The sequence below is a fragment of the Flavobacterium tiangeerense genome, from assembly GCF_007830355.1.
Lineage (GTDB): Bacteria > Bacteroidota > Bacteroidia > Flavobacteriales > Flavobacteriaceae > Flavobacterium > Flavobacterium tiangeerense.
The window spans coordinates 285,230-311,364 of sequence record NZ_VLKO01000002.1 but is presented as its reverse complement, the minus strand read 5'-3'; the positions used below and the strand labels follow the sequence as shown (position 1 = coordinate 311,364).

20 protein-coding genes are annotated in these 26,135 nt (G+C 34.8%); 11 read left to right on the top strand and 9 right to left on the bottom strand.

Going from position 1 to position 26,135, the window contains the following annotated elements; genetic code table 11:
- Position 1: 1 nt before the first annotated feature.
- On the bottom strand, positions 2–976 hold the full coding sequence (locus IQ05_RS03040; protein WP_144889697.1) for an energy transducer TonB: 975 nt from the start codon (positions 974–976) through the stop codon (positions 2–4).
- 59 nt (positions 977–1,035) lie between these two features.
- On the opposite strand from IQ05_RS03040, the gene IQ05_RS03035 reads away from it, so the two are divergent.
- The 4 genes from IQ05_RS03035 to pbpC all read left to right on the top strand — a co-directional run bounded on the left by IQ05_RS03035 (position 1,036) and on the right by pbpC (position 10,676).
- The gene (locus IQ05_RS03035; RefSeq protein WP_144889695.1) at positions 1,036–1,479 is read left to right on the top strand and encodes a nucleoside deaminase; all 444 of its coding nucleotides are present in this window, start codon (positions 1,036–1,038) and stop codon (positions 1,477–1,479) included.
- A 299-nt stretch (positions 1,480–1,778) separates the two neighbouring features.
- Positions 1,779–7,448 (top strand): alpha-2-macroglobulin family protein, encoded by a 5,670-nt coding sequence (locus IQ05_RS03030; protein WP_144889693.1) that lies wholly within the window; start codon positions 1,779–1,781, stop codon positions 7,446–7,448.
- 128 nt (positions 7,449–7,576) lie between these two features.
- Complete coding sequence (locus tag IQ05_RS03025; protein ID WP_144889691.1) at positions 7,577–8,167, top strand: transposase; 591 nt, start codon at positions 7,577–7,579, stop codon at positions 8,165–8,167.
- A gap of 133 nt (positions 8,168–8,300) precedes the next feature.
- Positions 8,301–10,676, top strand: a complete 2,376-nt coding sequence (pbpC, locus tag IQ05_RS03020) for a penicillin-binding protein 1C (RefSeq protein ID WP_144889689.1) — start codon at positions 8,301–8,303, stop codon at positions 10,674–10,676.
- A gap of 204 nt (positions 10,677–10,880) precedes the next feature.
- Here pbpC and IQ05_RS03015 read toward each other — a convergent pair whose 3' ends face one another.
- Positions 10,881–12,425 carry an Rne/Rng family ribonuclease gene (locus tag IQ05_RS03015; RefSeq protein ID WP_144889687.1) on the bottom strand — a complete coding sequence of 515 codons (1,545 nt, stop codon included), beginning with the start codon at positions 12,423–12,425 and terminating at the stop codon, positions 10,881–10,883.
- Between the two features lie 380 nt (positions 12,426–12,805).
- Positions 12,806–13,096: an HU family DNA-binding protein gene (locus IQ05_RS03010; protein WP_066080765.1), complete on the bottom strand. Its 291-nt coding sequence runs from the start codon at positions 13,094–13,096 to the stop codon at positions 12,806–12,808.
- A 133-nt stretch (positions 13,097–13,229) separates the two neighbouring features.
- On the opposite strand from IQ05_RS03010, the gene mutY reads away from it, so the two are divergent.
- From mutY to gldD, 3 genes are read left to right on the top strand one after another with little or no spacing between them, the layout of a single operon-like run.
- Entirely contained in the window at positions 13,230–14,270 is a 1,041-nt protein-coding gene (gene mutY, locus IQ05_RS03005) for an A/G-specific adenine glycosylase (RefSeq protein WP_144889685.1), read from the top strand.
- 46 nt (positions 14,271–14,316) lie between these two features.
- Entirely contained in the window at positions 14,317–14,757 is a 441-nt protein-coding gene (locus IQ05_RS03000; protein ID WP_144889683.1) for a single-stranded DNA-binding protein, read from the top strand.
- Between the two features lie 44 nt (positions 14,758–14,801).
- Complete coding sequence (gene gldD, locus IQ05_RS02995; protein ID WP_144889792.1) at positions 14,802–15,365, top strand: gliding motility lipoprotein GldD; 564 nt, start codon at positions 14,802–14,804, stop codon at positions 15,363–15,365.
- Between the two features lie 95 nt (positions 15,366–15,460).
- On the opposite strand, the gene IQ05_RS02990 is transcribed toward gldD, so the two are convergent.
- Positions 15,461–15,853, bottom strand: coding sequence for a heavy-metal-associated domain-containing protein (locus IQ05_RS02990; protein ID WP_144889681.1), 393 nt, complete (start codon positions 15,851–15,853; stop codon positions 15,461–15,463).
- 105 nt (positions 15,854–15,958) lie between these two features.
- On the opposite strand from IQ05_RS02990, the gene IQ05_RS02985 reads away from it, so the two are divergent.
- The gene (locus IQ05_RS02985) at positions 15,959–16,825 is read left to right on the top strand and encodes a DMT family transporter (protein ID WP_144889679.1); all 867 of its coding nucleotides are present in this window, start codon (positions 15,959–15,961) and stop codon (positions 16,823–16,825) included.
- Between the two features lie 200 nt (positions 16,826–17,025).
- Here the strand turns inward: IQ05_RS02985 and IQ05_RS02980 are convergent, their stop codons facing one another.
- Together IQ05_RS02980 and IQ05_RS02975 are read right to left on the bottom strand one after the other, a co-directional pair.
- Complete coding sequence (locus IQ05_RS02980) at positions 17,026–19,074, bottom strand: M16 family metallopeptidase (RefSeq protein WP_208653342.1); 2,049 nt, start codon at positions 19,072–19,074, stop codon at positions 17,026–17,028.
- A gap of 11 nt (positions 19,075–19,085) precedes the next feature.
- The gene (locus IQ05_RS02975) at positions 19,086–20,411 is read right to left on the bottom strand and encodes a M16 family metallopeptidase (protein ID WP_144889677.1); all 1,326 of its coding nucleotides are present in this window, start codon (positions 20,409–20,411) and stop codon (positions 19,086–19,088) included.
- 235 nt (positions 20,412–20,646) lie between these two features.
- On the opposite strand from IQ05_RS02975, the gene rplU reads away from it, so the two are divergent.
- Both rplU and rpmA read left to right on the top strand, forming a co-directional pair.
- The gene (gene rplU, locus IQ05_RS02970; RefSeq protein ID WP_144889674.1) at positions 20,647–21,069 is read left to right on the top strand and encodes a 50S ribosomal protein L21; all 423 of its coding nucleotides are present in this window, start codon (positions 20,647–20,649) and stop codon (positions 21,067–21,069) included.
- A 23-nt stretch (positions 21,070–21,092) separates the two neighbouring features.
- Positions 21,093–21,359 (top strand): 50S ribosomal protein L27, encoded by a 267-nt coding sequence (gene rpmA, locus IQ05_RS02965; protein WP_086453627.1) that lies wholly within the window; start codon positions 21,093–21,095, stop codon positions 21,357–21,359.
- A gap of 231 nt (positions 21,360–21,590) precedes the next feature.
- Here rpmA and IQ05_RS02960 read toward each other — a convergent pair whose 3' ends face one another.
- The 3 genes from IQ05_RS02960 to ahcY all read right to left on the bottom strand — a co-directional run bounded on the left by IQ05_RS02960 (position 21,591) and on the right by ahcY (position 25,200).
- Positions 21,591–22,199 (bottom strand): hypothetical protein, encoded by a 609-nt coding sequence (locus IQ05_RS02960; RefSeq protein WP_144889672.1) that lies wholly within the window; start codon positions 22,197–22,199, stop codon positions 21,591–21,593.
- Between the two features lie 25 nt (positions 22,200–22,224).
- Positions 22,225–23,112 (bottom strand): retropepsin-like aspartic protease family protein, encoded by an 888-nt coding sequence (locus IQ05_RS02955; protein WP_144889669.1) that lies wholly within the window; start codon positions 23,110–23,112, stop codon positions 22,225–22,227.
- 771 nt (positions 23,113–23,883) lie between these two features.
- The gene (ahcY, locus tag IQ05_RS02950; protein ID WP_144889667.1) at positions 23,884–25,200 is read right to left on the bottom strand and encodes an adenosylhomocysteinase; all 1,317 of its coding nucleotides are present in this window, start codon (positions 25,198–25,200) and stop codon (positions 23,884–23,886) included.
- Between the two features lie 281 nt (positions 25,201–25,481).
- On the opposite strand from ahcY, the gene IQ05_RS02945 reads away from it, so the two are divergent.
- The gene (locus tag IQ05_RS02945; protein WP_144889665.1) at positions 25,482–26,111 is read left to right on the top strand and encodes a 4'-phosphopantetheinyl transferase family protein; all 630 of its coding nucleotides are present in this window, start codon (positions 25,482–25,484) and stop codon (positions 26,109–26,111) included.
- Positions 26,112–26,135 lie beyond the last annotated feature (24 nt).

Below are 26,135 nucleotides of genomic sequence, written 5' to 3'. Positions count from 1 at the left end.
GTTAGAACTTATCGCTTTCAAACTTGGTAATTCGTTTAATGAACAAAGTGTCAATCTTCGTTATAACTTTAGTTCTAAAAAAAGACTTTTTAATGGTGTCTGGCACGAGTATTAGTGATAACTGAAAATCACAATTTATTGGTTTACCGTAGTCTACGCCAGGGTACCATTTTGGGGATAACTTTAAAACCCTAGATAATTCCTCATTACTTGTAACATCTAGTCCTCTTACTATTTTAACTTCTTTCAAATTTCCATCTTTTTCAATACTAAAAGAAGCAATAATTTCACCTTGTAAATTATTATCATTTTTAGGGACTTTAAAATTGTCTTTGATAAAAGAATAAAACATAGAAATACCGCCTTTAAAATCTGGATATACACTAATTCCCATACCGCCATACACGGTATGATCTTCATATATAACGTTTGTTTCATTTTTAGTTTCTTGTTCTTTTTTTGATGCTACTTCCCCACATTTAATCGCTCTAAGTTTTTTAAATTTTATTTGATTTACATTTGATGTGGGTTGTATTACATTTTTCAACGAATCTTTAGATGTTTGGAGTACTGATTTATTAACACTAACACTAATACTTTTACTCTGTTTTTCAACGACCTCAACAGCATCAATTTTTTGTTTGTTTCCGTTTTTATCGGCACAACTAAACAAAGTACTTCCCATTGTGATGAACAGTGCTAACAAAAACATTTTGTGATACTGAGTTTGCTTATAAAGTAAGTGACTAGGGATTTGAATGGTAATCGAATCTAATTGCGATTTTTTCATTCTACCACAGATATTCTGGCTTTGATTTTGGATGAAAAAATGCTGCACTTCTTCGGGTAACATTGCAGTAAAATCAACAACAGTTTTAGCGCAACTCATACAAAAACGACCTTGGTCATTTGGAGTCATTTTGTTCCAATCCTCTTGACAAGGTTCTGAAATTGTGATTTTATACTTCCTTTCCATGCTTTGTGTTTCTGAATATAAAATTAACGAAATTTATTTCAAATCCTTACTTTTGCTGTATGATAAACCCATTCACCGACGAATATTTCATGAAAAAAGCTTTGCAGGAAGCTGAAATGGCTTTTGAAAAAGGCGAAATTCCTGTTGGTGCCCTAATTGTCATTGGTAACAAAGTCATTGCTCGAAGTCATAATTTAACCGAATTACTTCATGATGTTACTGCACATGCCGAAATGCAATCCATCACTGCTGCTGCAAATTATCTAGGTGGAAAATATTTAACAGGTTGTACGCTTTATGTAACACTGGAGCCTTGCCAAATGTGTGCCGGCGCTTTGTATTGGAGTCAAATTTCTAAAATTGTTTTTGGCGCTCGTGATGAACAACGCGGTTTCATCACTCTTGGAACAAAACTGCATCCTAAAACTACTGTTGTACAAGGAATCATGGCCAATGAAGCCGCTGATTTGATGAAACGATTTTTTGCTGAGAGAAGGAAGTAGGGTATTCAAGATATATTCTAGCCCAGATAGAAGTGAAAATCCTTATATGCCAATCCCGAAACTTCGGGACGGCATATAAGATTGTAACGAATAGCTGGACACGAGTGAAACGAACTGGCGAAGCAAAAAGCTCCTGAAAAACACCTTTAAAAAATAATTTCTGCTCAAAGAATTTTCTTCTTAAAATAATAAATTAATTATTCTACATTTACTACAATATTACGGTAACTATCTAGTTATTGTGTTACTTGTGAGATGTTGCAATAATTTTATTTATAACCCATTAACTCTAGCTAAAAGTGAAAACAAAAGGATTAATTTATGTGTTTTGTGTGTTTTTTTTGTTTCAAGCGTGTGGTAGAAAATCTGCCGCCGATTTTAATTCAGATTTCTCCTTATTCAAAGAGTTTATCGTGAGTTTTACGGGAGGAATTGTCTCTTCAGAATCGGATATTAGGGTAGTTTTGGCTTTTGATAAAAAAGAATGGAAAGTCAATGAGGTTTTAGATAACGATTTGTTCACTATTTCTCCTAATGTAGACGGAAAAGTAATTGCGCTTTCGAGCAATACGATTGCTTTTATTCCTGAAAAAAAGCTGGAATCAGGTACGGAATATCAGGTGACTTTGCATTTGGACCAACTGAATCCAAAGGTTGCCGAAAAAGATAAAATACTTTCCAATTTTAACTTTACGGTAAAAACGATTAAGCAAGATTTTGTGGTCAATACGCTGGATTTGCAGTCCTACAGCCCAGAATACCAATACTTGAATGCGGTACTCAAAACCGCAGACAATATTGATTTGGAAACCGCTAAAAAATTGATTGAAGCCGAGCATAACGGAGATGATTTGAAAATTGTTTTCGAAAAAACGAATGCAGTTGGAAAAGAATTCAAGTTCAGAATTGACAGCATTCAACGATTGGAATCTAAAAGCAATTTGGAGATAAAATACGACGGAAGTGATTTTGATATCGATCAAAAAGGGACTATCGATTTCCCAATCACGTCATTGAAAGAGTTTAAAGTGGTTAAGACCGAAATTCAAGAAGGGGATAGTCAAACCTTGTCTATTAATTTTTCGGAACCCTTAGAAAAAGGACAAGATTTTAAAGGATTAGTCGCCATTCAGAACACCAATAATTTAAAGTTTTCTGCACAAGGAAATGTGTTGAAAGTTTATTTTAGTAATGAAGTACCCGTTCAAAAACCTGTTGAAGTGGCTCCAGAACCAGTTGAACCAGTGGAAGCAGTTGTAACTGTTGATACTTCGGCCGTGGCCGTTGATAGCGCTGTGGTTGAGGAACCCGAAGAAGTTGCTATTGTTGAGCCTGAGCCAGTTGTGGATTTGCAAAAGCTTACCGGAGAACTGTTGTTAGAAGTTTTTCAGGGAATAGAAAGTGAATACGGTGGAAAGTTAAATGAGAATTATACCGAGAAAATATCCTTTGATGAAATAAAGCCAAGCATTCGTTTTATAAAAAACGGAACAATTCTGCCAAGTTCTAATAACTTAAAACTCAATTTTGAGGCTGTAAACCTGAGTGCTGTTGATGTAAAAGTGTATAAAATTTACAAAAACAACATCATGCAATTTTTGCAATACAACGAACTCAATGGCAGTCAAAACCTAAAAAGAGTGGCGCAACCTATTGCCAAATCAACTCTGAATTTAAAAGAAAATACATTACTAAATCTAAGTAAGTGGAACACTTTTGCTTTGGATTTATCTAAAATTATTACTCCTGAACCAGGTGCGATTTATAGAGTAGAGTTTGTTTACAAGAAAAAATATTCTTTGTACAAATGCGAAACCGCTGATGAGGATACAGCCGAAGAGGAAGAAGAGGTTGATGAGAGTGATGTTAATTACAGCGGAAACTCTTACGATGATTATTACTACGATGATTACGAATGGAGAGAAAGTCAGGATCCTTGCTCAAGTTCGTATTTTTATAATGCCAAAATAGCAACTAATATTCTAGCTACTGATTTGGGTGTAATTGCTAAAAGAGGCGAAAACAAATCGTATTTGTTTGCCGTAAATAATATTGTCACCACAGAGCCAGTTTCAAATGCAAGAGTAGATTTGTATACTTTTCAGCAGCAAAAAATAACGACAGGAACTACCAATAGCGATGGAATTGCGACTTTTCAGTTGGATAAATTTGCCTATTTTGCTATTGTAACGCAAGGTACGGAGTCTACTTATGTTAAATTAGACGACGGGAATTCACTGTCAGTGAGTAATTTTAATGTGTCTGGCGAGACTTTACAAAAAGGACTCAAAGGATTCATTTATGGAGAACGAGGCGTTTGGCGTCCTGGGGATAATTTGTATTTGTCTTTCATTTTGAATGATGCTTCAAATAAAATTCCACTAGGACACCCTATAAAATTTAGACTAGCTGATCCAAATGGAAAAGTAACCTATCAAACGGTTCAAAAATCGAATGAATGGAATCATTTTGCATTTACAGTTCCAACAGCAAATGATGCGCCTACAGGAAATTGGGAGGCAATGGTTAGCGTGGGTGGTGCGAAGTTTTACAAAAGCATCAAGATTGAAACCATCAAACCCAATCGTTTGAAAATCAAAAACACTTTCAAACGAGCAATACTTTCTTCGGCTTATCCAAACACTAGCAACCTTGAAGTGGCTTGGCTTCATGGCGCTGTGGCCAAAAATTTGAACGTTGAAATGCAAGCCAAATTTTCGCAACAAATAACGACTTTCAAAAATTATGACAAGTATATTTTTGATGATTTAGTTCGAAAATTCAGCACCGAAGAAGTTACCGTTTTCTCAGGTAAATTAGATGTCACTGGAAAAGCGAATGCTACTATAGACCCGAAAATACAAGGAGAAGCACCTGGAATGTTGAAAGCGTCGTTTATTACCAAAGTGTATGAAGAAGGTGGCGATTTTAGTACTGATGTTATAGCGACGACCTACTCGCCGTACCCTACTTATGTGGGGATTAAGTCACCTGAGCCTAACAAATACGGAATGCTAGAAACCCGTACTACGAACCAATTTGATGTGGTTACGGTCGATGAAAACGGAAGACCAAAGTCGGTTAAAAACCTGGAAGTAAAAGTGTATAAAGTAGAATGGCGCTGGTGGTGGGATGCATCTAGTGATAATTTATCGAATTATAACTCGGATAATGCTACGACTTCGTACAAAACTTTTACAATTAATACCGATGCTAACGGAAAAGGAAATGTCCGTTTTGCCTTGACGGATGAAGAATGGGGACGTTATATGATTCGGGTTTCTGATGCTGTTGGCGGACACGCAACGGCTTTAACGGTAAATATCGATTGGCCAATGTGGTCTGGAAAAACTAGAAATACAGATGCTGCTACGGCCAATATGTTAGTGTTTTCAACCGATAAGGAGAAGTATGCTGTGGGTGAAAATGCTCAAATTTCGTTCCCATCTAGTGCAGGAGGACGAGCTTTTATTTCTATTGAAAATGGTTCGAAAGTAGTACAAACACTTTGGGCAAAGACCCAAAAAGGAGAAACCAAAGTTACCATTCCGATTACGGCTGCTATGGCTCCAAATGTGTATTTTAATATTACGCTTTTACAACCACACGCTTCCACCAAAAATGATTTGCCAATCCGAATGTATGGAATTGTGCCTATTGAAGTGGTTGATAAAAACACCATTTTAGCTCCCAAATTAGTAATGCCTGATGTGTTGCGTCCGGAGCAATCATTCGCTATAAAAGTGAGTGAACAATCCGGAAAAGCAATGACCTACACCATTGCCATTGTTGACGAAGGATTATTGGATTTAACCCGTTTCAAAGCGCCAAATGCCTGGGATAGTTTTTATGTTCGTGAAGCTTTGGGCGTAAAAACCTGGGATATTTATGATGATGTGATTGGAGCATATGGCGGAAAAGTAAATCAGATTTTCAGTATTGGTGGTGACCAAGATTTGGGTGGTGGAAAAGCCAAAAAAGCCAATCGTTTCAAACCGGTTGTAATTTATATGGGACCTTTTAAATTAGAAAAAGGACAAACCAAAACCCATCAAGTAAAATTACCGAAGTACATTGGCTCCGTAAAAACAATGATCGTGGCTGGCGATGCAACTTCAAGTGCGTATGGAAGTGCCGAAAAAGCAACTCCGGTTCGTAGTCCTTTGATGGTTTTGGCTTCGTTGCCAAGAAAAATTAGTCCATCCGAGAGAGTGACGATTCCAGTGACCATTTTTGCCATGGAGAAAAACATCAAAAATGTAACGGTTCAGATTAAAACGAATAACGGATTAAAAGTTATTGGAAGTGCCACTCAAAAATTAACTTTGCCTCAGCCTGACGAAAAAATGGCCTATTTCAATTTGGCCGTGGGTTCTGTTACCGGAATAGGGAAAGTGCAAATTATAGCGACTTCCGGAAAGGAAAAATCAGTGTATGATGTAGAGATCGATATGACCAATCCGAATCCAGTGACCAATACATTTACTGATGTGATTTTGGAACCGAATAGCACTAAAACTATTTTTTGGAAAACATTTGGTGTTTCGGGAAGTAATAAAGCAAAATTGGAGGTTTCCTCGATGCCAACGATCAATTTAAACGGGCGATTACAATATCTGATTCAATATCCTCACGGTTGTGTAGAGCAAACGACTTCGTCTGTTTTTCCACAATTGTATCTGAATGAGATTGTCGATTTGGATGTTACGCGTCAGCAATTAATTCAAAAAAATGTGACCGCAGGAATTACTCGTTTGGGAGGTTTTCAATTATCGAATGGTGGAATGGCATACTGGCAAGGAGGAACCGTTGCCGATGATTGGGGTTCTTCGTATGCAGGACATTTTATGATTGAAGCTGAGAAAAAAGGGTATTTCTTGCCGATCAATTTCAAATCAAAATGGATTTCGTATCAGCAAAAAGAAGCCAAACAATGGCGATTTATGCCGAGTTATGGAAATGATTTGGCGCAATCGTATCGCTTATACACATTAGCGTTGGCAGGAGCTCCCGATTTGTCTTCGATGAACAGATTGCGCGAAACCAAAGGAATTTCGAACGAAAGTAAATTGCGTTTGGCCTCGGCTTACGTATTGGCAGGACAAAAATCGGCAGGTTTATCGTTGTTGCTGAATACTTCTATAGATGATAATTCGAATTATAATTATTACTATTACGGATCTGCTGATAGGAATCGTGCCATGGCTCTAGAAACATTGTTATTGCTTGGGCAAAAGCAAAAAGCATTTGCAATGGCAACAAAATTGGCCAAAGATATGTCAAGTGACCAATGGATGAGTACGCAAACTACGGCGTATGGATTGTATGCTATGGCTAAATTTTCTGTAAGCAATGGTCCAAAAGGAATCGATGTCCAGTTCAGTAAAGACGGAAAAGCACAATCAGTAAAAACAACAAAAACCATTGCAGACCGAAGTTTGGTTGTCAAAACGGGTTCGAATAGTGTGACTTTAAAAAACAATAGAAAGAATAGATTGTATGTTCGTGTGCTGAACACAGGAATTCTTCCAATTGGACAAGAAAAGGCGATTCAGAGTAATGTTTCGGCTTCGATTGTTTTCAAAAACAGAAAAGGAGGCGTTATCGATGTGTCTAAAATCAATCAAGGAACTGAATTTGTTGCTGAGGTAACAGTGAAAAACCTAAAAAATGAACGTGTAGAAAATGTGGCTTTGTCACAAATTTTGCCTTCTGGTTTCGAAATTGTAAATACCCGTTTCACGGATTATGGAGACGCTACCAATAACGTTGCGGATTATATTGATATTCGTGATGATAGAACCAATTTCTATTTTGGATTAAAATCGGGTGAAACCAAAACGTTTAGAATATTACTGAATGCTTCTTATCTTGGAACCTATTATCTGCCTGGATTGCAATGTGAAGCAATGTATGACAATACATTTTTGGCAAGGACTAAAGGTTTTTGGGTTCAGGTTGTGAAGTAGTATCTATCCTAACAGGTTTCTAAAACCTGTTAGGTATTACAAAAGTTTAAAGGGTTTTTATTTTTAGAATGAAATTATACCTAACAGGTTTACAAAACCTATTAGGATGATAAAAAAGGGTATTAGCTATGGAAAAAGATATTTTCGAATCAGGTCAATATTATCACATATACAATAGAGGAAATAACAAGGAGAATATTTTTATTGAGGAGAAAAACTATAATTATTTTCTTGAGAAAATGAAGAAATATCTTTTACCAATTGCGGATGTTTATGCTTACTGTTTACTCAAGAATCATTTTCATATTGTGTTAAGAATTAAAGACAAGGAAGAGTTGCCAGAAAAATTTAAAGAGAGAATTCATTTGCCTTTTTCTAACTTTTTTAATTCGTATGCCAAAAGTATAAATACCGTTTATAATCGAACAGGAAGTTTATTTCAAGAACATTTACAAAGAAATAGAATCGAAAATGAAGCTTATTTGAAGCAATTGATAGTTTATACCCATTTAAACCCTGTTAAACATAAATTTACCAAATCATTCGAAACGTATTCACGTTCATCCTATCGCTCTTATTTGTCAAATAAAGAAACAAGTATTGCTAGGGATTTTATTCTTGAACTATTTGGAGGTTTAGAGAATTTTAAATTTTATCACGACGAAAACAGATTGGTTTATGAGGGCGTAATTGATTCGATTTATAAAATGGATGACTAGATTACTTATCCTAACAGGTTTCTAAAACCTGTTAGGTATTATTATGTTAAACTAATTTTTATTTTAGGATTGTCAAAGCATACCTAACAGGTTAAAAGAAACCTGTTAGGAAGAGAAACAAACAAACTTCACTTTGAAAAATAAACTATTAGCGTTCTTGCAACGCATCAAAAATTGGATAAAAAGAAATAAAATTAAATCATCAATAGCCTTTTTGCTGTTGGTGGTTTATTATTTTTCATTGCCAGGAACATTGTTTCAAGAACCTTATTCGACGGTGATTGAAAGTAAAGAAGGCGAATTGCTTGGTGCCAAAATTGCTCTCGATGGGCAATGGCGATTTCCTTCTCAAGACAGCGTTCCAGATAAGTTCAAAAAATGTATTGTTTATTTTGAAGACGAATATTTCTATAAACACCCCGGATTCAATCCTATGGCGATGGTCAATGCTGTCCAGCAAAATAGAAAAGCAGGCAAAGTCGTTCGGGGCGGAAGCACGCTGACGCAACAAGTTATTCGCTTATCCAGAAACGGGAAAAGGCGAACTTATTTTGAAAAAATAATCGAACTCATTCTTGCCACCCGATTAGAATTGGGCTATTCTAAAAACGAAATTTTGGAACTGTATGCTGCGCACGCTCCTTTTGGCGGGAATGTAGTGGGTCTCGAAATGGCTTCTTGGCGGTATTTTGGCGTCCAATCCCATCAATTGTCATGGGCCGAGAGTGCAACTTTAGCTGTTTTACCTAATGCGCCCAGTTTAATTTATCCCGGAAAAAACCAAGTTAAATTATTGAGTAAACGCAACCGACTGTTGTTGAAATTAAACCAAGAAGGTGTAATTGACAAGCAAACTTACAAACTTTCTATAGACGAACCTTTGCCTCAAAAACCGTATGATTTACCACAAATTGCACCTCATTTATTGCAAAGAGTAGCTAAGAATCAAGATGGAACTCGGGTGAAAACGACAGTAGAGATTGGGTTGCAAAACAGGGTCAATCAAATTGCAAAGTATTATTACAACCAATACAAGCAAAATGAAGTGCATAATTTGGCTATTTTGGTAATTGACGTCTCGAATAGAAAAGTGATGAGCTATGTGGGTAACTCGCCTACGGATGGGAATCATCAAAAAGATGTCGATATTATTGATGCGCCAAGAAGTACAGGAAGTATTCTGAAACCGCTTTTATACGCCGGTATGCTAGATGATGGAGAGTTGTTGCCGAATACATTAGTGGCAGATATACCAACGCAGATTGCGGGTTATACGCCTCAGAATTTCAACCTGACATTTGATGGAGCCGTTCCAGCGCATCGGGCATTAGCACGATCCTTGAACATCCCATCTGTATTGATGTTACAGGATTTTGGAGTGAATAAATTTTACGAAGAATTGCAGCGATTTAAATTACGGGATATTTCAAAACCGCCTGATCATTACGGTTTGTCACTTATTTTGGGTGGTGCCGAAAGTAATTTATGGGATCTGTGCCGAACCTATGCTGGTTTGTCTTCAACTTTAAATTTTTTCAATAAAAATCAAGGAAACTACAGAACCAATGAATTTGCAGAATTAAACTATCAGGATGATGTTCAAGTTGATTTTGGCGACGAAACCAAGCAAAAGAACATCTTGGGTGCAGGATCAATTTGGCTCACTTATAACGCAATGGAACAAGTCAATCGTCCCGAAGGTGATGAGGCTTGGAAATTTTATGATAGTTCACTCAAGATTGCTTGGAAAACGGGAACAAGTTTCGGGAATCGTGATGCGTGGGCGATAGGTACCAATGCGAGATATGTGGTAGGTGTATGGGTGGGTAACGCGACAGGAGAAGGTAGACCTACCTTGACGGGTGTCACTAGTGCGGCACCAATTTTATTTGATGTTTTTAATTTGTTGTCTAGACAACGATGGTTTGATACCCCATTTAAGGATTTAGAAGAAGTTGAGGTGTGCAGTTTGAGTGGTCATTTGGCCAAAGACGGTTGCCCAACAATAAAACAGCTCGTTCCAAAAAAAGGGAAAAACACTTCGATTTGTCCGTATCACAAAACCGTGCATTTGGATAATTTACTGCAATTTCAAGTGAACAGTAGTTGCGAAAACATTGAAAATATAGTCACTAAGAACTGGTTCATTTTGCCACCCGTAATGGCTTGGTATTACAAAAGTCAGCATATTGAATATTTGCCATTGCCACCGTTTAGGAGTGATTGTATGGGTACACAAACCGCAACAATGGATTTTATTTATCCGAAAACAAATAGCAAAATCTACCTGACTAAGAATTTTAATAGCGAAGTTCAGCCTGTGATTTTAAAAGTAGCGCATTCGCAAAGAGATAGTAAACTTTTTTGGTATGTTGACCAAGTGTTTAAAGGCAGTACGAAAACTTTTCATGAAATGCCAATCTCGGCAACAACAGGGTTTCATTATATCACTGTGGTAGATGAATTTGGAAACGAAATTAGGAGGAAGATTGAAATTGTTAGGGAATGATTTTTTGAATTCTGAATATCTTTTTAATAGAGAATCTTCTTTTGAAATTGATTCTCTTAGCCCAGATAGCAGCGGCATCTCCCGATCTTAAAAAACAAGGCTTTTTCGGTCGTAGTTTTTTTGATCGGGAATATAGCGGATAGCTGGAAGTAGCTACTAAAAAAAGAGCAAAAAAAAACTCCCCAATTTCTTGAGGAGTTTGTTTTATTCTATGACAGCATTTTCTTTTTTGTCATAAAAGTGATATTCTAGGTACGTGTAAGCATCACGAGGTATAATTTTCACCCATTTTTTGTGTTCAAGAAACCATCTTGAACGCAATGATGGAAAACCTTTGGTAAGGTATGCGGCCACAAACGGATGTACATTAAGAACTACTTGATTGTGGTTTTTTAATACTCTTTCTAGGTCAAAAGCTATTTTATCAATGATTTGGATTGGCGCTTCAATTTCGCCTTCTACATTGTTTGGATCTTCTTCTCTAGTTTTAATATTAACTTCTGGTCTTACTCTTTGTCTTGTAATTTGGACTAAACCAAATTTACTAGGAGGTAAGATTTTGTGTTTGGCTTTATCATCGCTCATTTCTTCTTTTAAGAAATCGAACAACACTTTGCGATTTTCAGGATTTGACATATCGATAAAATCAACTACAATGATACCGCCCATATCTCGCAGACGTAATTGTCTAGCAATTTCGGCAGCAGCAATCATATTGACTTCCATGGCAGTATCTTCTTGGTTGGTAGCTTTGTTAGAACGGTTTCCGCTGTTTACGTCTATAACGTGCAACGCTTCGGTGTGTTCTATAATTAGGTAAGCTCCTTTACTCATGGAAACTGTTTTCCCAAATGAAGTCTTGATTTGTCGCTCTATGTTGTATTTCTCAAAAATAGGTGTGTCTTTTGATTGATAGAACTTTACAATTGATTGTTTGGATGGTGCAATTTCTTGCAAGTAATCCTTTGTTTGGTTGTACAACTCTTCATCATCTATTTGAATACCGCTAAAGGTATCATTAAACACGTCTCGAAGTATTGATGAAGCTCTGTTGAGCTCTCCAAGTACTTTTGACGGATGATGAGCAGTTGGTAATTTTTTACACATTGCAGTCCATCTGCTTAGCAGGTTCTGCAAATCTTTTTCTAATTCTACTGTGCTTTTGCCTTCGGCTACTGTGCGAACAATAACACCAAATCCTTTTGGTTTGACAGATTGCACTAATCGTTTCAAGCGTTCCTTTTCTTTTTTGTCTTCTATTTTTTGTGAAATAGAAACGCGGTCAGAAAACGGAACCAAAACTATAAATCTTCCGGCAAGAGAAAGCTCAGCGCTTATCCTTGGTCCTTTTGTGGATATAGGTTCTTTGACGACTTGTACTAAAACAGATTGATTGGCATTCAAAACATCAGTAATGGTGCCATCTTTGTCTATTTCTTTTTCAAACTGAAAGTTTTTTAGGGAGAAATCTTTTATTTTACCTGCGCTTACAAGTTTTATGAATTTCAGTTGAGAAGATAGGTTAGGTCCTAAATCATGATAATGTAAAAAGGCATCTTTTTCAAAGCCTACGTTTACAAAAGCAGCATTGAGTCCAGCAACTGGTTTCCTGATTTTAGCAATAAAAATATCGCCTACTTGGAAGTTGCTTTTTTCTTCTTCTTTGTGTAATTCAATTAGTTTTCCATCTTTTAATAAGGCAAAATCTACGGCTTCAGAACTAGATCTAATGATTAATTCTTTATTCATTTGTAAATTTTTATCCTGACTTTAAGTCGAAAGTCAAAAGTCGAAAGTCAAAAGTATTGCAACTCATAACTCATAACTCATAACCCATAACTGGCTGTAAGGATGGATTAAACAATAATTTAACAGGTATTGTACCCGGAGAAAATTTCAGTTTACAATATACAGTTTCAGTTTTTAGCTGAAGTGCTGACGGAGACTGTATATTGCTGACTGGATTTTCAATTTCAATGAACGTTTAAAAAGAAAAAAGTAGTTTAAAACTACTTTTTCTTCTTGTGACGGTTAGCTCTCGCTCTTTTTTTACGTTTGTGCGTTGCTACCTTATGTCTCTTTCTTTTTTTACCACTTGGCATGTCTTGTCGATTTTATGATTAATATTATTATTTTGCTTCGTTATTTGTTTTCACTCCTTCTACAAAAACTTTTGCAGGTTTGAATGCAGGAATGTTATGTGCAGGAATCTTAATAGTTGTATTTTTTGAGATATTTCTACCTGTTTTCTCAGCTCTAGTCTTCACTATAAAACTTCCAAAACCTCTTAAATATACATTGTCGCCAGTTTCTAATGAATTTTTAACTTCATTCATAAAGGTCTCTACAGTTGCTTGTACATCTCCTTTTTCAAGACCTAATTTTTCTGAAATTTTTGCTACGATATCTGCTTTCGTCATTTTCTTTCCTATTTATAATGTTGTACTATTTTTTTGAGTTTGCAAATATAGGAATTTAAAAAACAATAATTCAAGCTAATTCATTAAATTTTAATTACATAAACTTTTACTTTTGCTAACAAATAATTAAAACATGATTTTTTATAAAACACTGACAGATTGGTATTTACAAAACAAACGTGATTTGCCATGGCGTCATACCACAAATCCATACGAGATTTGGCTCTCAGAAATCATGTTACAACAAACACGTGTGGCGCAAGGAATGCCCTATTTTTTTGCTTTTACTACAGCATTTCCCACCGTTTTTGATTTGGCCGCTGCAAGTGAAGAACAAGTCTTAAAATTATGGCAAGGTTTAGGGTATTATTCTAGAGCACGTAATTTGCACAAAACGGCCCAATACATAGCTACTGAACTGTCAGGTGTATTTCCAGAAAACTATAATGAGCTTTTAAAACTAAAAGGAGTAGGTACGTATACAGCTGCAGCAATTGCATCATTTGCCTATAATGAAGCCGTTCCAGTAGTTGATGGAAATGTTTTTCGGGTTTTGGCTCGTTATTTTGATGTGGAAACAGATATTGCTCAGGCAGCAGCCAAAAATGAATTTTCTGCTTTGGCTTTTGAACTGATGCCAAAGGACAATCCTGCAATTTTTAATCAAGCCATAATGGAGTTTGGTGCCTTGCAATGCGTACCTAAAAGTCCTGATTGTGGCGGTTGTGTTTTTAATGATAGCTGCATGGCTTTGCAGAAAAACAAAGTCGATCAATTGCCTGTAAAGTCAAAAAAGCTCAAAGTACGAAATCGCTACTTTAATTATTTAGTTTTTGAAGATGCTAACAGTAATGCTTTAGTTCAAAAACGTACTGATAAAGGAATTTGGCACAACCTATATGAGTTTCCAGTTTTAGAAACCGATAAAGAGGAAGGTTTTGATTGTGTGAATGAATATGTTCAAGAAGTATATGGTAAAGAGGAATCGAAACCTATTATATATGAGTACAACACAAAGAGTGTATTGCACAAATTGTCCCACCAGCATTTATACATTAGGTTTTGGAAGGTTCAAGTAGAAGAAACTTTAGAAAACGCAATAGATATTGAAACTTTGCGAAGTTTTCCGTTCCCAATTGTTATTCATAATTTTATTGAAAAAGAATTGTTTTAAACCGTTTCCAAAAAAAATGTACCTTTGATACATACCACAAATCACAATGAACGGAACATTAAATAAAGTCATGCTTATAGGCTATCTTGGTGACGCCATCAAGATGCACTACTTTGAGGGAGGCAATTGCATAGGCAGGTTTCAGCTAGCTACTAATGAAGTGTACATCAATAAAACTACCAATGAAAAAATAACTTCAACGGAATGGCACAATCTTGTAGTGCGTAACAAAGCCGCTGAACTTTGTGAAAAATACCTTTCTAAGGGAGATAAAATTTATGTTGAAGGCAGAATTAAATCACGACAATGGCAAGCAGAAGACGGAAGTACAAAGCAAACCATGGAAATTCAAGTGACTGAATTCACTTTTCTTACTACAAAAAAAGAAAGTGAAAACAATAAATCTACAGCTGCGGGTGCTGATTCAAAAAACACTAATTTTGAACCCGAAAATAAGACGCTACATATTAATGACTTGCCGTTTTGAGAAAATAAAATAGGATAGTTTCTTTTAAATAAATTTCGAAAATGATTTTAAAAAAAATAAAAATTAGCATCACGTTAATACTATTGGTTACAGTTTTATTTAGCTGTAAAGAGGAGTTATTGCCAAAACCGGCAGGCTTTTTACGATTGGATTATCCTGAGGCTACTTATGTGAATTTTGCCAATGAATGTCCTTTTGGATTTGAGATGAACTCGGAGGCAATCATTAAAAAAGAAAAAAATTGTGGTTTTACTATTACGTATCCTAAAATGAAAGCGACCATTTTTTTGACCTATAATCCTGTTCGAAACAACATAAACGCGTTGTTGCGAGATGCGCAAACACTAACTTTTAAACACGTTATAAAAGCAGATGATATCTTGGAGCAGCCGTACTTGAATCCAGATAAAAAAGTGTTCGGTATGTTTTATCAAGTGGACGGGAATGCTGCTACAAACTCACAATTTTATGTAACAGACAGTACGAGACATTTTGTAACGGGATCCGTATATTTTTATGCCAAGCCCAATTTTGATTCAATTATGCCTGCAGCCAGTTATATAAAAAATGATATGCAGCGCCTCATGGAAACTTTAAAATGGAAATAACAGTTAGGTTATACTGATAATATCAAAAAAAGCGTAACCTCTATCAACAAAAAAAATCCTCTTTATGAGGATTTTTTCGTTTTAATATGCAACGTTTAAGATTTCATATCTTTTACCTTGTACGTTTTACCATCAGCGGCTGCCTCAACCACTTTGGTTAGTTTTTCAGGTGACTGAATGGTTTTGTCAAAAGTTACTTTGGCTTGTTTTGTCTCAAAGTTTACGGTGGCTTCTTGAACGCCTTCAAGTTGGGTTAAGTCTTCTTGAATGGTTTTGGCGCAACCTATAGCACAGGTCATTCCTTCTACTGCAAAGTTTGCCGTTTGTAAATTTGCTGCAGCAATTTTCTTTGGTTTTGCGTTTGGATTTTTTTTGCCTTCAGCATCAGCAGCAATTTCAGTTCCTGGTTTTTTGTTTTCTGATTCTTTACATCCCACAAAAAGGGTGCAAGCAAACAATAATGCAAGTATTGATTTATTGAAATTCATGACGTTATTATTAAAAGTTTATTTTCTAAATGTGTTCACAAAATTAATTAAAAAATGAAGGCGTAATTCATAAAAAAAGTACAATTTTGGAGTAAAATTATCTATATGGAATCAAAGCAGTTAAAGTGGGTGTATCTTGTTGTTCTCGCGCTTGTGTGGGGGAGTTCTTTTATTTTGATCAAGAAAGGATTGGTAGGGTTAACAGCCATGCAATTAGGTTCGCTCCGAATTATATTTGCCTCCATTTTTTTAATTATTATTGGTTTTAAAAGTGCTGCTAAAATACCTTCGTTCAAATGGAAGTATATTGCGCTAACTTCTTTGTTTGGTACTTTTATTCCAGCCTATTTATTTGCAATTGCACAAACAGAAATTGATAGTTCTGTGAGTTCTATATTGAATTCTTTAACGCCTTTGAATACGCTTGTTATTGGTGCACTCGTTTTTGGTTTGCAGTTTAAAAGAAATCAAACCTTTGGGATATTAATAGGACTTATAGGAAGTGCTTTGTTGATTTTGAATGGTGCTTTTCATCATCCTGAGCAAAATTATTACTACGCTATTTTAGTTTTGATAGCGTCAATATGTTATGCAGTAAATGTAAATCTAATCAAGAAGTACTTACATGATTTGAGTCCGTTGAGTATTACAACTGGAAATTTCATCGTGCTTTTGGTGCCTGCTTTTACCGTTTTACTGTTTACGAATTTCTTTTCGCAAGTAGGCGAACTTAAAGTACAAGAGTCGATCTTGTTTATTATGGTTTTAGGGGTTGTAGGGACAGGAATTGCAAATATTCTTTTCTTTAAATTGATTCAAATGTCTTCACCTGTTTTTGCTACATCAGTAACGTATTTAATTCCTGTTGTTGCTTTTTGTTGGGGATTGTTAGACAATGAAATGTTGACACCCGTGCAGCTTTTTGGTGCTTTTATTGTTTTAATAGGAGTGTATTTGTCTGCAAAGAAATAAATACTCTTGTGACGGTTTTGCGTGAGGGAAAGCAGCAAGCTACCGAAGTAGCGCGTATTGCCCGACAGCATAAAAAAAGGGACCAACTAGCCGGTATTGCTGAGTAGGTCCCTTTTTTTATGGGGTCACGCCCAAGAAATTTTTAATCAAAAAAAGGTTGCCTATTGCTAGACAACCTTTATTATTTATGCGCTGTTTGTTTATTGAAAATCAGTAGCAAGTACTCCTTCGTTAATTTTAACATCGCTTATTTTAATATCAAGATCAAAACCTACATTTTGAATCATGTTAAAAGGAACTTTAACGCCTTTTACTTCTCTATAATCACTGTATGAAGTAGTTTTAGTCATACTCTTGCCACCTTGCTCTAGTACAACTGAATCGGCTACTTTTAAACCTGAAGCCACATCATAGAACAATGTAGTTTTACCATTTTTAATTGCGTACGCATCTTTACCATTAATTGTTTCAATATTTACCAATGTAACACCTTCTTTTGTAGCTAGTGTTAATTCTTTGAATGGAGTAGCTTCTGCTTTCATATCGTTCAACATTTCGCCTTCAAGAATTTGTTTTTGCCCTTGTTGCATCACATAGCCTCCTTTTTCATTTACCACTTGCTTCATCAAGCTCATCGTTCCCATGGTTAACTCTACTATTAACATTCCTTTTGAATCGGTTTTTGAAACAAAACTTAGTGGAGCTGGAGCTTGTGGAATTGTAGTACTTCCGTTCATCACAATAGTTTTTACTGCTTGTGCTGCTTGAAGTCCGCCAATAGCTTTGATGTAATTGTCAAGAACACTTTTTACTGTAACTCCTGCAGGAATAGCTTTCTTTAACTCTGGTTTTGCAGTTGGATTACCATATTTATCAAAATATTGTACTGGATATTTTAGTTTTTCTAATCCAGCAGCAACATCAGCAGCTTTACCTACTATAACGATACGGCTATTATCAGCTAAGAAATATTTGTTAGCTACACGAAGAACGTCATCGGCAGTTACGGCACTGATGTTTTTAATATAGTTTTCGTAGAAATCAGCAGGTAAACCTTGTGATTGGATTCTTAAAGCATAACCAGCAACAGTTTGAGGTTTTTCAATTTGCATTACAAACCTACCGATGTAACCCGCTTTTACGCTTGCTAGCATTTCCTCAGATACTTTTTCAGTTCTAATCTTTTTTAATTCTTTGAAAATTTCAACTACTGTACTGTCTGTAACAGCGTTACGTACTTGAGTAGAAGCATTGAAAGTTCCAACTCTTTTGTCTCCATAAATGCTACTTCTAGCACCATAAGTCCATCCATGAGCTTCTCTCAAGTTCATGTTTATGTAACTATTAAAATCACCCCCTAAAATTTGGTTTGCAATTAAAACAGCAAAATAATCAGGATCTGTCATTTTAAGTTTAGACATATTCACCACAGCAACTTCTGATTGAACTGCGTTTGGCATGTCAATAAAGTTAATTTGTGTTTGAGGAACATCCTTTGGATCAGTATATGATATTGATGGCGCAACAGCTTTTTTCCAGTTGCTAAAGAATTTCTCAACCATTTTTTTAGTCTCGCTAAACTTTACGTCTCCAACAATAATAAGATAAGCGTTACTAGGAACAAAATAGGTGTTGTAATTTGTTTTTACATCCTCTAGTGTTACATTTTTTAGCGTAGTTTCGCTTACAAATTCACCAGCTGGATGATTTTTACCGTATGTTAAAACATTTACAACTCTTCCAGCTACTGCTGAAACGCTTTTTTCATTCGACTTTAGCCCTTCAATAAATTTTGCCTTTTCTTTGTCAAATTCCTCTTGAGTAAAAACAGGATTCAAGGCTCCGTCAGCCATTAACTCTAATACGCGTCCTGCGTATTTTGAAAGAGAACTTGCTGATGCTCCATTAGAACTAAAATTGATGTTTGCTCCAAGAAAATCAACTTCTTCGTTAAAAGCTGTTTTAGAAATTTTTGAAGTTCCGCTGCCTATCAAAGCACTTGTCATTTCAGACACACCTTTTTTATCACCCTCAGTATAAGGGTCGTTATCTAAGGTAAGACTAAAGGATACACGTGGTAGTTTATGGTTCTCAACGACCATAACTTTTAAACCATTTTTTAATTCAAATGTTTGTGGTTTTCCAATTTTGATGGATGGAGCTACTCCAGGTTTTGGCTGTGGGATGATTTGTCCTTGCATAATTATGGTTAAGAACAAGCTTGATATAATTAATATTGATTTTTTCATAATGAGATATCTTAGTTTTGAGCTTTGTCTTTAGATGGAACATAATCCAAAACTAACCTTTGGTTTGGATTCAAATATTTTTTTGCAACATCTCTTATTTCCTCACGAGTAATAGATTGGTAAATTTCTATCTCGGTGTTGATCAAGTTAACATCGCCGTACAATAAATAGTAGGTTGCAAGATTATCTGCAATACCATCAATTGTTGAATTGCTGTTTACGTATTGATTTTCGAACTTGTTTTGTAGTTTTTGTAAATCCTTTTCAGAGATCAATTCAGTTTGAAGTTTTACAATCTCTGCATCAATTTCAGTAAGAATATTTTCAACAGTATTTGGTGCTTGTGGCAGGCCGTAAATAATGTAGCTTCCGTAGTCTTCTTGATTATTACTAAAAGCACCTATTTGCAAAGCCATTTTCTTGTCGTCTACAATTTTCTTATACAATCTAGAGCTTTTTCCATCGCTTAATATTGATGAAATCATATCTAATACTCTTGCATCTCTAGTTTTCATAGATGGCGTTCTGTAGGCAGCAACTATAGCAGGGATTTGGATGTTTGCATCCTCGTATTTTGCTTTTATAGTTTGTGTAATTGGCTCTTCAACGAATGTTTCTCTTTGTATTGGAGCTCCTTTTTGAATTGGTCCAAAATATTTTTTAATCCATTCTTTTGCTTGTTCTTTTTTGAAATCTCCTGCTACAATTAAAACCGCATTATTAGGAATGTAGTATTTCTTATTAAAAGCTTGGAATTCCTCCAGTGTAGCAGCATCTAAATGACTCATAGAACCAATAGTCGCCCAACGGTAAGGGTGTTTTGTAAAAATGTTCTTTTTTACCTCTGCTAAGAAGTTACCGTAAGGCTGGTTGTCCACTCGTAGTCTCTTTTCTTCTTTTACTACTTCGTTTTGAGTATCAACACCTATTTGATTAATAACAGGATGTAACATTCTCTCAGCTTCCATCCATAAACCTAATTCTAAGTTGTTTGATGGGAAAACTTCATAGTAATACGTTCTGTCATCTGTAGTATTGGCGTTATTAACCCCTCCATTTCCAGTTACAATTTTAAACCATTCACCACGTTTAATATTTTCGGTTCCTTCAAATAATAAGTGTTCAAAAAAGTGAGCAAAACCAGTGCGTTCTGGATTTTCGTCTTTGGCTCCCACATGGTACATCACAGATGTAATCACTGTAGGTGCAGATGGGTCATTGTGTAAAATTACATGTAAGCCGTTGTCTAATTTGTATTCCTCAAAAGCTACTTTCTGCGCAGAAGCGACTCCTCCTAGCATAAACAAAGCACCTAAAGCCATTAATGAATTTTTCATAAGGTTAATAATTTTATTAATATGACAATTAGTAGTGAAGGTATTTATTTTGTTACAGTAAAAATGCGACCCAAATAAACTTTAACATCTGTTTGATTTATAATAGAGATTATGACCTTGAAAAGAAAAGTAAATCAGGTGTTTAGAGGGTTGTAATATTTTTTTAGAGTACGAATTGCAGGATAAAAAATAAAGTGTATATTTGCAACCTTAAAAATTATTAAAACAATTCAGTATGTATGCAATCGTAGAGATAGCAGGGCAACAATTTAAAGTAAGCAAAGACTTAAAGGTTTATGTAAACCGTTTGTCTAATGAAGAAGGATCAAAAGTTTCTTTTGATAAAGTTCTTTTATTAGATGATAACGGAGCAATCACTTTAGGCGCCCCAGCTATAGAAGGTGCTTCAGTAGAAGCTAAAGTGTTACAACACTTAAAAGGAGATAAAGTTATCATTTTCAAAAAGAAAAGAAGAAAAGGATACAAAAAGAGAAACGGTCACAGACAATATCTTACTCAAATTGTAATTGAAGGTATTACTGGTGTAGGTGCAAAAAAAGCAACTCCTAAAAAAGCAGCAGCAGAAGCTACTACTGAAGAAGTAGAAGCTCCAAAGAAAAAAGCTTCAAAAGCTAAAAAAGAAGATACTCAAGAATAATAACAACATAAAACTAATACGTCATGGCTCACAAGAAAGGTGTCGGTAGTTCTAAGAATGGTAGAGAATCAGAATCAAAACGTTTAGGCGTAAAGATTTTTGGTGGTCAAGCTGCTATTGCTGGGAACATCATCGTAAGACAAAGAGGTTCAAAACATAATCCAGGTGCTAATGTTTACATCAGTAAAGATCACACACTACACGCAAGAGTAGATGGAGTTGTTTTCTTCCAAAAGAAAAGAGATAACAAATCTTATGTTTCTATCCTTCCATTTGAAGTTGAAGCATAATTGATTTTCTCAATTATTTAAAAAAAACCATTTCGAAAGAAATGGTTTTTTTTGTTTTTAGCTTGATTGTATTAAATGCTATATAAATGTAAATCGGGTGTATAACTTGGTTTAAAATTTAATTAATATAACGTTTTTGACCTTTTGAAGGCAAGAAGCCAAGAACTGAAATCTACAATAGAAAAAGATGTTGTGTTTGATTGTTTTTTCTTTTAGTCATAAGGTTTTTAACTATTGTAATTTAAAATAAAATAATTCTGGATTTCCGCATACTAATTCAGTATAATTATTGTCTATTTTTTCGCCTATATAATATGCTTTTAATTCGCCGGTAGTTGAATTAATATTATAATCCCAAATTTCATTATTAGAATTCAAAAATTCTGTAAAGGAATAAGATTCTGGATTTTCTGAAAATCGGATCTTGTCGGTTTGTGTTAGTTGCCATTCTTTGGCATTTTTATACAATTCAAAAAACTGAATTTCTTCTGTAGTAATATGAATCATCTTGCCAACCAAATTATCTTCTCGTATTGCCCAATTACCTTCTTTGGGGATCCATTTCCATTTTCCAATTAATTCGTTGATTTTGTTCTGTCGCAATATTCTTTTTAAGGAATCACCTTTTTTAACTGCAAACGCTGCAATTTCTGCTTTAGGATTGATATTGTTGCTAATTGCAAAAGTTCTTATTGCTTCTAAATAATCACCGGTCTCACTCGTTTTTATTGCTAATTTATACAGCTGAGTTTGGTAGGCGCTTCGATCATTATCTTGTGCTGCTAAGCTTTGAAAAGCAAATATTAAAAGTATAACTAAGTAAGGCTTGATGGTAGTCATAATGGTTTTTTTCTTTTCTTATGTTTCATTCCTTACCATCATTGCCATAAATCATCATTATACGGGTAAATGCCTCTTTAATTTTATAAATTAAGTTATTGTTATTAACTGAGTTGTTAAGATTTATAAACATATATGTTCCTTCTTGGCCACAGTTTGATTCTTCATTCTTAAACCAAATAATTTCTTCATTGTTTTTTGTTTCGAATCTTAGTTGTTGTTGAACTATATCGCCTGAATTATGACGCATTTCTTGAAAAGTTACAGTTTTTATTTTTTTTATAGGAATTTCACAGGGTTCGCCACAGAAGTCCTCTTCACTACCTAATATTATAAAGGGTTGGTTTTTTATAAACATGATATTTTTTAAAAAATATTTTGAGCCCGGAATTGCTATATTATTCTCGAATTGTTCATTAATCCAATTTATAGTTTCTAGTACCTCTGGGTGTTGTTGTTCATTTTTTGAAGAGGGATTTTCAATAATTAATTTATTTCTGTCAATCGAATACTTTCCTAATTGCTCAATTGCGGATTGTCCTAATAATAAAGGTGCATTTTGCTGAAAAATTATTGAAGCTTGAATATTTCTTAGGATTATTCCGTCGATATCAATTGTTTTTAAATAAATTTTTGTTCCTTCAATTATGTCTCCATTTGCAATTTTATAGTTTGTGTTTTCTATAAAATCTTCTTTCGTTATTAATCCTTGTTTCAGTAGAAATTTTGCTTCTATAACTGAAATTGTTACATCAGTTGCTCCAGTATCAAAAATGAATTTCATTGGGATACCATTGACTTTGCATGGGATTTGGTAAGTTCCATTGATTTTTTCCATTTCAATTATTTGTTGAGAATAACCAAAATTTATAAATAAAGTTATCGTAACGAAAATAAATAATATTTTTCTCATCTTTTTATTTAAAAAATTATACGTACAAATATACTTGTAAATTATTACGTAATATTTATGTAGTTAAAATTTTCACTCATAAAGCAGCTTAATGAGCCAATAATATTTTTGTCCTTCGTAATCTCAAATTCTAGATATTTACCTGTAAAGAATTCTAGATTTACAGAATATGAAATCTCATTCGATTTTCTTTTTAGAATAAAATTATCAGCACTTAAATTGTTGATTTGACAGAGATGTTCTTTTGCTTCATTTATTTTTTGGTTAAATATGTCTTGAGAAAATTTCCCTCTAAGAATTATGTAGGTATATAGCATAAATTTATTTTCTTGGGTTATATTAATATTGATTTAATTACTTTTTAGACTTTCATTAGGTTTTAAATGATCGAATCTAGAAAATCCCTTTCATTTCCTTGAAAACGCACAATAAAATAATAGGTTTATTCTTTTAAAATACTTATTAGTTCTTTTTTTGTAAAATCCATTTTTAGATTCAAACAAAAATAGAAAAAAACTATTAGAAAAATAAAAATAATAGTTAAAATAAATAATTATAAAAAAATTTTAAATAATTTATTGTAAAAATTAGTAATTACAGTTCAATAGCATGAGGGATTGCAGCGGCATCCTTTTATGGAGCGCAGCGTAATAAAAGATATAGCGAAAAGCCCGACCCGAAGTTTTTACGGAGGGTCATGCCCAAAAACAAAAAAACCTCGCATTGCTGCAAGGGTTTAGATTCTTCCTATCGTCAGAATGACAAATAAGACTAGTATCTGTAGTACTCTGGTTTGAATGGTCCAGCTACTTCAACACCAATATAAGCTGCTTGATCGTCACGTAAAGTTTCAAGCTCTACTCCTAATTTAGCAAGGTGCAACATAGCCACTTTTTCATCAAGGTGTTTTGGTAACATGTACACTTCATTGTTGTAAGCAGCACTGTTTTTCCACAATTCGATTTGAGCCAAAGTTTGGTTTGTAAATGAGTTACTCATTACAAAACTTGGATGACCTGTAGCACAACCAAGGTTTACCAAACGACCTTCGGCAAGAACGATAATGTCGTTTCCAGCAATGGTATATTTGTCAACTTGTGGTTTGATTTCAACTTTTGAAGCTCCGTGGTTTGAGTTTAACCAAGCCATGTCGATTTCGTTATCAAAGTGTCCGATGTTACAAACGATAGTTTTATCTTTCATTTTCTCGAAGTGAGAACCTAAAACGATGTCTTTGTTTCCTGTTGTTGTGATAATGATATCAGCAGTAGCAATTACTGTGTCTAATTTTTTAACTTCAAAACCGTCCATTGCAGCTTGTAAAGCACAAATTGGGTCGATTTCAGTAACTGTAACAATAGATCCAGCACCTCTAAAAGAAGCAGCAGTTCCTTTACCTACGTCACCATATCCGCATACTACAACTCTTTTTGCAGCAAGCATAACATCAGTTGCACGACGAACTGCATCAACTGCAGATTCTTTACAACCGTATTTATTGTCAAATTTCGATTTAGTAACCGAGTCATTAACGTTTATAGCAGGCATTGGTAATGTTCCCGCTTTTACTCTTTCGTACAATCTGTGAACTCCTGTTGTAGTCTCTTCAGATAATCCTTTGATACCAGCAACTAAATGAGGGTAACGGTCAATAACCATGTTTGTTAAATCTCCACCATCATCAAGAATCATGTTTAATGGCTGTCTGTCTTCACCAAAGAAAAGAGTTTGCTCAATACACCAGTCAAAATCCTCTTCGTTCAATCCTTTCCAAGCGTAAACTTGAATTCCAGCAGCAGCAATTGCAGCAGCAGCTTGATCTTGAGTAGAGAAAATGTTGCAAGAAGACCAAGTTACCTCAGCTCCAAGTGCAATTAAAGTTTCAATTAAAACTGCAGTTTGAATCGTCATGTGTAAACATCCTGCAATACGAGCACCTTTTAAAGGTTGTTCGTCTTTATATTCTGCACGAAGCGCCATTAAACCTGGCATTTCAGCTTCTGCTAATTCAATTTCTTTTCTTCCCCAAGCCGCTAGGGAAATGTCTTTAACCTTGAAAGCCACGAAAGGCATAGTTGCTGTACTCATTTATAGTATATTTGTAATTACTTCGTCCGGTTGCTGTAGAGCATCGGGTGAAAATTTTTTGCAAATTTACATAATAACTTATGATTATAAAAACATTCACTCCTATTTATGAAATGTTTAGTGGTGTAATCTTTTAAAAATCAATAAAATATACAGTAAAGTTGCAACTGTTTTAGTTTTTAGGAGCTATTTCCCGCTTTACATTACAATCTTTTTTTCTCGCAAGGGCGATTCAAAAAAGGATTTTCATTGCAATCGGGGCTAAAAATCAAGATACTAACATGCCATTATTTAAAATCACGAGTTTAAATTCTAACACTAAAATTTTAGTTTGGAAAATCACAGAATCTTTTGCCGAATTGGATCAAGAGGTTCTTCTCAATGAAAATAATCAGATGCGGTTAAACGCAATGAAGTCTGAGGTGCAGCAACGTGCCTTTCTTAGTGTTCGTAAGTTGTTACAGCAAGCAGGTTATTCAGATTTTGATTTGTATTATGACACTTTTGGGAAGCCGCATTTACACGATGGAAAATTTATATCTATTACTCATTCGCATCATTTTTCGGCCATCATTGTAAGTGATGAAGCTGTAGGTGTTGACATTGAATTGCAAAGAGATAAAATACCACGTATTGCAAATAAGTTTTGTGAAACAGAGTTTCAGTTTTTGAATCAGGACGACGCAGCATACATTAGGAAATTAACTGTTATTTGGGGTGTAAAAGAAGCTATTTTTAAAATTAGAAATGAAAAAGGGATCAGTTTCAAGAATCATATTCAGGTAAATCCTTTTGAGTTAGAAAATAAGCAGGCTAAAGCACAATTGCATTTTGATAATGTGATTCAAGATTTCAAAATCTGTTTTGAAGAGATAGATAACTTTACTTTAGTTTATGCATTTGAAAATTAAAACAAGCCGTAAAATAGCGAATTA

Excerpts from the sequence above, each read along its gene's own strand:
- IQ05_RS03040 (WP_144889697.1), bottom strand. The coding sequence starts at position 976 with ATGGAAAGGAAGTATAAAATCACAATTTCAGAACCTTGTCAAGAGGAT.
- IQ05_RS03035 (WP_144889695.1), top strand. The coding sequence starts at position 1,036 with ATGATAAACCCATTCACCGACGAATATTTCATGAAAAAAGCTTTGCAG.
- IQ05_RS03025 (WP_144889691.1), top strand. The coding sequence starts at position 7,577 with ATGGAAAAAGATATTTTCGAATCAGGTCAATATTATCACATATACAAT.
- IQ05_RS03015 (WP_144889687.1), bottom strand. The coding sequence starts at position 12,425 with ATGAATAAAGAATTAATCATTAGATCTAGTTCTGAAGCCGTAGATTTT.
- IQ05_RS03010 (WP_066080765.1), bottom strand. The coding sequence starts at position 13,096 with ATGACGAAAGCAGATATCGTAGCAAAAATTTCAGAAAAATTAGGTCTT.
- mutY (WP_144889685.1), top strand. The coding sequence starts at position 13,230 with ATGATTTTTTATAAAACACTGACAGATTGGTATTTACAAAACAAACGT.
- IQ05_RS03000 (WP_144889683.1), top strand. The coding sequence starts at position 14,317 with ATGAACGGAACATTAAATAAAGTCATGCTTATAGGCTATCTTGGTGAC.
- IQ05_RS02990 (WP_144889681.1), bottom strand. The coding sequence starts at position 15,853 with ATGAATTTCAATAAATCAATACTTGCATTATTGTTTGCTTGCACCCTT.
- IQ05_RS02985 (WP_144889679.1), top strand. The coding sequence starts at position 15,959 with ATGGAATCAAAGCAGTTAAAGTGGGTGTATCTTGTTGTTCTCGCGCTT.
- IQ05_RS02980 (WP_208653342.1), bottom strand. The coding sequence starts at position 19,074 with ATGAAAAAATCAATATTAATTATATCAAGCTTGTTCTTAACCATAATT.
- IQ05_RS02975 (WP_144889677.1), bottom strand. The coding sequence starts at position 20,411 with ATGAAAAATTCATTAATGGCTTTAGGTGCTTTGTTTATGCTAGGAGGA.
- rplU (WP_144889674.1), top strand. The coding sequence starts at position 20,647 with ATGTATGCAATCGTAGAGATAGCAGGGCAACAATTTAAAGTAAGCAAA.
- rpmA (WP_086453627.1), top strand. The coding sequence starts at position 21,093 with ATGGCTCACAAGAAAGGTGTCGGTAGTTCTAAGAATGGTAGAGAATCA.
- IQ05_RS02960 (WP_144889672.1), bottom strand. The coding sequence starts at position 22,199 with ATGACTACCATCAAGCCTTACTTAGTTATACTTTTAATATTTGCTTTT.
- IQ05_RS02955 (WP_144889669.1), bottom strand. The coding sequence starts at position 23,112 with ATGAGAAAAATATTATTTATTTTCGTTACGATAACTTTATTTATAAAT.
- ahcY (WP_144889667.1), bottom strand. The coding sequence starts at position 25,200 with ATGAGTACAGCAACTATGCCTTTCGTGGCTTTCAAGGTTAAAGACATT.
- IQ05_RS02945 (WP_144889665.1), top strand. The coding sequence starts at position 25,482 with ATGCCATTATTTAAAATCACGAGTTTAAATTCTAACACTAAAATTTTA.